The organism is Kitasatospora sp. NPDC127116 (genome assembly GCF_042677365.1).
In the GTDB taxonomy this organism is placed as follows: Bacteria; Actinomycetota; Actinomycetes; order Streptomycetales; family Streptomycetaceae; genus Kitasatospora; species Kitasatospora lactacystinica.
Genome location: NZ_JBHXTL010000063.1, coordinates 20091 through 29010 on the forward strand (window position 1 = coordinate 20091; position 8920 = coordinate 29010).

Annotated in this window: 3 protein-coding genes; 2 read left to right on the forward strand and 1 reads right to left on the reverse strand. The window is 75.2% G+C overall.

All coding sequences use genetic code 11. The annotated features are described in order from the left end of the window. Positions 1-37: 37 nt before the first annotated feature. Positions 38-3682 (forward strand): trypsin-like peptidase domain-containing protein, encoded by a 3645-nt coding sequence (locus ACFVHV_RS24095; RefSeq protein ID WP_380353302.1) that lies wholly within the window; start codon positions 38-40, stop codon positions 3680-3682. Positions 3683-3718: 36 nt separating this feature from the next. Here ACFVHV_RS24095 and ACFVHV_RS24100 read toward each other — a convergent pair whose 3' ends face one another. Further along, positions 3719-4426 (reverse strand): histone deacetylase, encoded by a 708-nt coding sequence (locus tag ACFVHV_RS24100; protein WP_380353304.1) that lies wholly within the window; start codon positions 4424-4426, stop codon positions 3719-3721. 435 nt (positions 4427-4861) lie between these two features. Here ACFVHV_RS24100 and ACFVHV_RS24105 point away from each other — a divergent pair, with 435 nt between their 5' ends. Then, positions 4862-8836, forward strand: coding sequence for a Pls/PosA family non-ribosomal peptide synthetase (locus tag ACFVHV_RS24105; protein WP_380353307.1), 3975 nt, complete (start codon positions 4862-4864; stop codon positions 8834-8836). Positions 8837-8920: the final 84 nt, after the last annotated feature.

Consider the following 8920-nt stretch of genomic DNA (forward strand, 5'->3'; position numbering starts at 1 on the left):
TTGCGGAACGGTCCGAACGGCTGGTGGGGGACAGGGCATGCGGCGCGGCCCGAACGGCATGCTGGACAGGGTGGTCATGGTCGCCCGACGGGACCGGACGACCGGCCACTCCCTGTTCCATGCCTCGGGCTTCCTGCTCACGAGCGGTCTCGCACTCTCCGTGCGCCACGCCTTCGAGGACGCCGACCGCTACGCCTACGAGGTCCGTCCGGCGGCCGGAACGGCCGGGGGGAGCGGCAAGCCCGTCGCCGTCGACCTGGTGGTGAGCCACCAGGACCCCTCCCTCGACCTGGCCCTGCTGGTCCTGGCCGAGGACCGCGGGGACCTGCCGCCGATCCGGCTCGGCGTCGCGCCCACCCGGCTCGGCCGCATCGCGTTCACCGCGGTCGGCTTCCCGGACTTCGCCATCGACGAGATGCGGCCGACCACCCGGCAGATCAACGGCGACGTGCTGCTCGGCTCCTTCCTGGGCCGCGCCGACCTGGAACTGTCGCTGACCTCCCCGCCTCCCCGGACACCCCCCGCGGCGCCCCCCGGCCGTCCCGCCAAGGAATCACCGTGGACGGGCTTCTCCGGCGCCGGCGTGTTCACCCGCGACGACGTACTGCTGGGCGTGTGCAGCAGCCACCACACCCGCGGGGGGACCGCGAGCCTGACGGCCACCGGCTTCCAGGGGCTGTCCGAGGACCCCCGCTTCGTCCGCTACCTGCGCGCCCATGACGTCGACCCGGACCCGGTCGCGGTGACCGACCGCGAGGAGCCCGGGCAGCGCCTGCGGGAGATCCACAGCCACGACGAGGTCGTCCGCGGCCTGCACGGACGCGAGACCCGCCTCGTGGACGACCGCCTCTCCTTCGTCAGCCCCGGCCCCCACCACGAGGCCCAGCCGCGGAACCTGCTGCGCCGTCTCTCAACACCGGACCCGCGCGGCGTCCTCCTGGTCGGACCGGCCGGCGCGGGAAAGACCCGGACCTGCTTCGAGGTCGCGCGGGCCGCCCATCTCGACGGCTGGCAGGTCCTCCACCTCCAGGCGAACAACTCCGTGACGGTGGACGACCTCTCGCAGGTCGTGCGCGAGGCCGAGCGGCCCCGGGTCCTGCTCGTCCTCGACTCCCTCGACACCTGCGCCCAGCTGGACCTGCGGGCACTCGTCGACGCCCTGCTGCCCGAGGCCAAACGGTGCGGCGTCCACGTCGCGGCGCTCGCCTCGACCCGTCCGGGAGCACGCCACCGGCTCCACCAGCGCGGTGCCGGGCTCCTCTTCGACGAGGTCCTGCTGCGCCAGGACGAGGACCACCGGACCACGGTGATCACCCACATCCTCCGTGAAGTCGCCCCGCAGGCGCTCCAGCGGTGGGGGGAGGAGGAACTCGCCCGGGCCTGCGGGCGCCGTCCGGTCATCGCCCTGCTCATCGCCGACGCCCTCGAACGCCGGATCCGCGCCGGCCACCTCGCCCCGGACCTCGCGCGGGTGCGCCCCGGTGAACTGGTCAGCTGGATCCGGGAGGGAATCCGGCAGGACTCGCTGACCCCCGTCGGCACCGGGGACGCGACCGGCCCGCTGGCCACCGCCCTGCCCGACCTCGCCCACCTGGCCTTCGCCACGGCGGTCAGCATCTGCCCGCAGCCCCGCCCGGCCGTGGAGGAGGCACTCGACGCGCTGCTCGACGCCCACCCCTCCACCGCCGCGGGCGTCATGGGCGGACGGCACGTCACCGACACCCTGGTCTCGCTGGGGTGGATGGACGAGTCCGAGGGCGAACTCCACGTCGTCCACGACATCGTGACGGACGAACTGGTCCTGCACTCCCTCCTGCCGCCACCGGGCTGGAGCATCCACGGCGCATCCGCCGAAACGCTGTTCGACGCCACGTCCCGGCACTCCCGCTCGTTCGCCCTGTTCACCGGCCATCTGCAGCGGCTGGCCTCCGACCTGGACGGGCCGGGAACGGGCCACCGGGCCGGCGCACTGGAGCGCTTCTGCCGGGACTGGGCCACCCGCAACGCCGTCAGGCTGGGACAGCTGCTGGAGCACGCGGGCAGGGACGGCGAGCAGGCGCTGCTCGCCATGACCCTCGACCCGCCCTGGAAGTCCGCGGCCCTGGAGACCTGGGACGCACTGGTCCGCCCCTGGCTGATCCGGGCCGAACTCGACCACGCCGCACGGCCGTTCCTCTCGGCGGCGCTCGGCGATCCGCAGAACGTGCCGCAGCCGCTGATCTCGGCCTCGCTGTCCTGGCTGTCCCGGCGGGCCGGGCAGACCGACGCCGACCACGTCATCCAGGCGCTCCTGGAACGGGACGACCTCTCCTGCGGCCAGGAGCGGCTGGCCGTGGACCACGCCCTGGAGTGGGTCCGCGGACACGCCGGCTGGCGCTCCGCCCCGCTGGTCCTCAAACAGCTGCTCAAGCGTGACCACGACGCACCCACCCGCGGCCGGGTGGTCCAGTGCGCCTTCGACTGGCTGAGCCCGCGCCGCCCGTCCGAGGCGAGCGCCGCCGTCCTGCAGCACCTGCTGACGTACGGGAACCCGGTGGGGGAGCAGCGGGAGGAGGCCGTGCGCCGCACCCTCGCCTGGTTCGCCGACCACCGGGACGCCGCCGGCACCCTGCGGGCCGCGTCGCTCCTGCGCACGCTCCTGAGCCACCCCGCGCTGACGGCGCCCGAGGAGCGCGCGGCGCTCGAACGGGGCCTCGACTGGCTGGCGGAGCACCATGCCGAGGTCCCCACCGCGGGCGCGGTGCTCCGCGTCGTCCTGGAGTGCCACGATCTCACCCCCGACCGGGCGCGGCGGGTGACCCGCTACGTCGAGGTCTGGAGCAGGCTCCATCCCGCCAGCCCGCACCGCAGCCACGTCCTGCGCGTCCTGCTGGCCAGCGAAGGCACCGGCACCGGCGAAGGCACCGGCGCGGGCACCGGACTGCTGCACCAGCTGGCCGGCGATCCCGCCGACCCGGCGGCGGCCGTCGCGCTGCAACGACTGCTCGAACGCCCGCTGACTCCCGAGGAGGCCCGCCCCCTCATCTCCCGGGCGTTCCGGTGGCTGGAGCTGAACGAGACCTCCGCCGACCGCCGGCGCGTCCTCCAGGTCCTGCTGTGGCGGAGGGAGCTGACCGGAGAGCAGCTGACCGAGGTGGCCGATCTGGTGGTGGCGGAGCTCCGTGCCGGCCCCGCCCAGCCGGCCCTCCTCGGCTCGCTCCTCGGCCGCCGCACCGGACTGCGGCCCGACCAGGCCCGGTTCGGGATCGACCTCGCGATCGACCTGTGCGCCGTCCACACCACCTTCCACTTCCAGCGGCCGTTCCTGTGCCCGCTCCTGAGGCGGTCGGACCTGACCCCCGAACAGGCCTCCCGGGCGGTGGCGCTGGGACTGGAGCGGCTCTCGGCGAACTTCAGCAACAAGACCCGGGAGATCCTCTGCGCCCTGCTGGAACGGCGGGACCTCTCCCCGGCCCAGCTGTCCCTGCTCCTGCGGCACACGACGGACTGGCTGGCCAGGCGCGGCTCGACGCCGCGGGCCCCCTTCGTCCTGCTGCACCTGCTGGAGCGCGACGACCTGCCGACCGGGATCGAGCAGGAGGCGCTGCGCAGGGCCCGGGAGGCACTCCTGGCGTACCCGGACGCCCTGCCGGCGGAGCGCCTGCGCGCACGGCTGGCCGGACGCGGCCCGGCCGGGGCCTGAGCGCAGGACACCAGGCCCGGCGGGTCCCGGTGTTGTTCAGCCCAGCACCGCCGCCACCGCGCGCGGCGTCCAGTGCCCGGCCGCGCCCGGGCGGGTGGCGAGGTAGCCGGCCGCGCGCCAGGGGCCCCAGCCGTGGGACTCGGCCAGGCCGGCGGCCAGGGTGCGCAGGTAGGGCGGGGCGGGAGCGTTGAGATCGGCGCCGGCCACGCCCCGGGAGGCGGTGAAGGTCAGCAGCGGGTGGCCGTCCGACTCGCCGACGTGCAGCAGGGTTTCGTAGCGGCCCGGGCCCAGCTCGGCGCGCCCGGTGGCGAGCGCCGGGGCGAGGTCGAGGTCGGCGCCGGGGCTCCGGCGCATCTCCTGGGCGGCGATGTCGCTGAACTGACCGACCGTCACCAGATAGGCGCGGCACGGCACTTCGCCGCCAGCGGCCGGGTCGTAGAAGGCCGAGCCGCCGCCCCAGGTGAGCGAGTGCCCGGCGAAGTAGAGCGTGCCCGGCAGCACGGTGGCCACCGCCCGGCGCGGCGGGCGCGGATCGCGGCAGCCGGGCTGGGCCTGCGCCCCGCCGTCCGGGCGTCCGCCGCGCAGGTAGCAGGCGAGGCGGGCGGCGTGCAGGTTCGAGCCGTACGCCACGTACCAGACGAGCGCGCTCCCGTTGCGGCCGGCGGCGCTGGTCCGCGGCCCCTCGTCCTCGGCGGAATGCCCGGCCGATTCCCGGCCCGAGGGGTCCTTTCCCGGCCCGCTCACAGGACGGAGCCGCGGCGAGGTGTGCGAAAGGGTCCCACACGAAGATGTGAAAACCGTGAACAGTCCGATGATCCGACCAGAACCCCCCGATCCGGTAGCGACCCCCTCGCCACCGGTAGCGTTCCGGACGCCATGGTGTTCATCACCCTTCCCTCTCCCGTCGCGCCGTTCCGGTATTCGGCGATTACTCTTCACCAGCGGAAAAGAGCGAAAACCCGCGAAATGTCATTCGATTCATACCGTTGCTGTTCCCATGCGGCATCGATGATGAGAATTCCCTTTGATCGAACCTTCGCTGCATCCAGCCGACTCCCAGCAGAGTCATGGTGAGTGGGCGCCCTCCCGCAGGTGACAACCGGGTCACCCGGCGTCACACCCGTACACCCGTACACCCGTACGCGCCCCCCAGGACTCCGGAGCCAAGGAAACCCATCCATGGACGCACGCCACGACACGGCCGGCCCAGGCACGCTGCACCGCCCCCACCAGGGCCCCGCGGCCGGCTGGCCGGTGGCCCAGGCCGCCCACCCCCGCAGCCTGCTCGACATCGTCGCCGCCACCGCCGACGCCCACCCCCACGCGCCCGCGCTCGACACCGGCGACACCGTCCTCGACTACCGCGCCCTGCTCCACGAGGTCGACACCCTCGCCGGGCAACTGGCCGGCCACGGCATCGGCCGCGGCGACCGCGTCGGCATCCGCATCCCCTCCGGCACCGCCGACCTCTACATCGCCGTCCTCGCCGTCCTGCGCTGCGGCGCCGCCTACGTCCCCGTCGACGCCGACGACCCCGACGAGCGCGCCGGGATGATCTGGCAGGACGCCGCCGTCTGCGCCGTCCTCGGCCCCGGCCGCGTCCTCCACCCCGGCGCCGCCGCCCGCCCCGGCGGCCGCCCCGCCTGGCCCGGCCCCGCCGACGACGCCTGGATCATCTTCACCTCCGGCACCACCGGCCGCCCCAAGGGCGTCGCCGTCACCCACCGCTCCGCCGCCGCCTTCGTCGACGCCGAGGCCCGCCTCTTCCTCACCCACCGGCCGCTCGGCCCCGGCGACCGCGTCCTCGCCGGCCTCTCCGTGGCCTTCGACGCCTCCTGCGAGGAGATGTGGCTGGCCTGGCGCCACGGCGCCTGCCTCGTCCCCGCCCCCCGCGCCCTGGTCAAGGCCGGCACCGACCTCGGCCCCTGGCTCGTGACCCGGCGCATCACCGCCGTCTCCACCGTCCCCACCCTGCTCGCCCTGTGGCCGCAGGAATGCCTGGACGCCGTCCGCCTGATCATCGTCGGCGGCGAGGCCTGCCCCGCCGAACTCGTCGAACGCCTCGCCGTCGACGGCCGCGAGTTCTGGAACACCTACGGCCCCACCGAGACCACCGTCGTCGCCACCGCCGCCCGCCTGCTCCCCGGCGAGCCCGTACGCATCGGCGCCCCCCTCGACGGCTGGGAGATCGCCGTCGTCGACCGGGCCGGAAACCCCGTCCCCTGGCACGCCAGCGGCGAACTGCTCATCACCGGCGTCGGCACCGCCCGCTACCTCGACCCCGCCAAGGACGCCGAGAAGTTCAGCGCCCACCCCGCCCTCGCCTCACCCCGCGTCTACCGCAGCGGCGACCTCGTGCGCAACGACCCCGAAGGCCTCGTCTTCCTCGGCCGCGCCGACGACCAGGTCAAACTCGGCGGCCGCCGCATCGAACTCGGCGAGATCGACGCCGCCCTCCAGGCCCTGCCCGGCATCCGCGCCGCCGCCGCGGCCGTCCGCAGGACCCCCGCCGGCGCCGACCTGCTCGTCGGCTACCTCGTCGCCCACCCCGGCACCACCCCCGACCTCACCACCGCCCGCCGCCGGCTCCTGGAACACCTGCCCGCCCCGCTGGTGCCCGTCCTCGCCCTCGTCGACTCCCTGCCCACCCGCACCTCCGGCAAGGTCGACCGCGGCGCCCTGCCCTGGCCGCTCGCCACCACCGGCACCGCCCCCGCCGCCCGGGCCCTCGACGGCACCGCCGGCCTGCTCGCCGGCCACTGGGAACGCCTGCTCGGCACCACCCCCGGCCCCGACGACGACTTCTTCGCCCTCGGCGGCTCCAGCCTCACCGCCGCCCGCCTCGTCTCCGAACTGCGCACCCGTCACAACGGCGTCTCCGTCGCCGACCTGTACGCCCACCCCGTCCTCGCCGCCCTCGCCGCCCACCTCGACACCCTCACCCCCACCACCGCACCCGAGGACACGGCCGCCACCACCGCCGTCCGCGGCCGCACCGTACGCCGCACCCCCCGCAGCGCCGGCCTCTGGCAGACCCTCCTGCTCCTCGGCATGTTCTCCCTCGCCGGACTGCGCTGGATCCTCGTCCTGATCGCCCTCGACAACCTCACCGGCAGCAACCTCGCCTGGGCCCCCCACAGCTCCTGGTGGCCCGTCGCCGCCGGCCTGCTCCTCCTCTACAGCGCCCCCGGCCGCACCCTGCTCGCCGCCACCGGCGCCCGCCTGCTCACCGCCGGCATCCGCCCCGGCAGCCACCCCCGCGGCGGCCACGTCCACCTGCGCCTGTGGGCCGCCGAACGCTACACCGCCATGTTCGGCACCGCCGCCCTCGCCGGCACCCCCTGGGCCCCCCGCTACGCCAAGGCCCTCGGCTGCCGCGTCGGCCCCGGCGTCCAACTCCACACCCTGCCCCCCGTCACCGGCCTCGCCCGCCTCGGCGCCCACGCCTGCGTCGAACCCGAAGCCGACCTCGCCGGCTGGTGGCTCGACGGCGACACCCTCCACCTCGGCCGCATCGACATCGGCGAAGGCGCCCGCATCGGCCACCGCGCCACCCTCATGCCCGGCGCCCGCATCGGCGCCCGCGCCGAGATCGCCCCCGGCTCCTGCGTCACCGCCACCACCCCCGTCCCACCCGGCGCACACTGGACCGGCTCCCCGGCCCGCCCCGCCACCGAAGCCCCCGCCGACTGGCCCACCACCCCCGCCCCCGCCCCCCGCCGCTGGAACCTCGCCTACGGCGCCGGCTTCACCGTCCTCGGCCTCGTCCCGATCATCGCCGCCCTGCCCGCCCTGCTCATCGTCTACCCGATGATCGACACCGACGCCACCCTGGCCGGCGCCCTCGTCCAACTCCTGCCCGCCACCGTCCCCCTCGCCGCCCTCACCATCACCTGCTACGCCACCCTCATAGCGCTCCTCGTCCGCCTCCTGTCCCGCCCGCTGCGCCCCGGCTTCCACCCCGCCACCGGCCGCGTCGCCTTCTGTGCCTGGGCCGTCAGCCGCCTCGCCGACACCGCCCGGCGCACCCTCTTCCCCTTCTACGCCAGCCTCTTCACCCCCGTGTGGCTGCGCCTGCTCGGCGCCCGCGTCGGCCGCCGCGTCGAAGCCTCCACCGTGCTCGCCCTGCCCGGCCTGATGCGGGTCGACGACGGCGCCTTCCTCGCCGACGACACCCTCGTCGCCCCCTACGAACTGCGCGGCGGCTGGCTCCACCTCGGCCCCGCCCACGTCGGACGCCGCTCCTTCGTCGGCAACTCCGGCATCGTCGGCCCCGACCGCCACCTGCCCGACAACTCCCTCGTCGGCGTACTGTCCGACACCCCCGCCCACGCCCCCGAAGGCTCCTCCTGGCTCGGCCGCCCCGCCTTCGCCCTGCCCCGCGTCGCCGACACCGGCACCGAAGGCCGCACCTACGACCCGCCCCGGCGCCTGATGTGGGCGCGCGCCGGCGTCGAACTCTGCCGGCTGCTGCCGATCGTCCTCGCCGCCCTGCTCGGCGACCTCGTCCTCGCCGCCCTCCAGGAACTGCGCGACGACTACGGGCTCGGCGCCGCCCTCGGCGCCGCCGGACTCGTCCTGATCGCCGCCGCCGTCACCGCCTGCGCCCTCACCACCGCCGCCAAATGGGTGCTCGTCGGACGCTTCCGCGTCGCCGAACACCCCCTGTGGTCCTCCTTCGTATGGCGCAACGAGCTCTACGACACCTTCGTCGAGGAACTCGCCATGCCCTTCGGCGGCCACACCATCACCGGCACCCCCTACCTGAACGTGTGGCTGCGCAGCCTCGGCGCCCGCATCGGACGCGGCGTGTGGTGCGAGACCCACTGGCTGCCCGAGACCGACCTGGTCACCGTCGAGGCCGGCGCCAGCGTCAACCGCGGCACCGTCCTGCAGACCCACCTCTTCCACGACCGGGTGATGCGCCTGGGCCCCGTCCACCTCGCCGCCGGCTCCACCACCGGCCCGCACTCCATCGTGCTGCTCAACTCCTCCCTCGGCGCCGGCACCACCGTCGGCCCGGCCTCCCTCGTCATGCGCGGCGAGAACGTCCCCGGCGGCGGGCACTGGCTCGGCAACCCCGTCGCCGCCTGGAACGCCGACCCCACCCCGCCCGCCGGACGGCGCCGCCGCCGGGCCGCCGCCGGGGTGTGACGCGGATCACCCACGCGGGGCGATGAGTTCGCGGTGCGGGGCCCCCCCCGACACCAAACCCCACCACCACACCCCCCGCCCCCC

Coding starts and splice junctions, on each gene's coding strand:
- ACFVHV_RS24105 (WP_380353307.1), top strand. CDS start 4,862: ATGGACGCACGCCACGACACGGCCGGCCCAGGCACGCTGCACCGCCCC.
- ACFVHV_RS24095 (WP_380353302.1), top strand. CDS start 38: ATGCGGCGCGGCCCGAACGGCATGCTGGACAGGGTGGTCATGGTCGCC.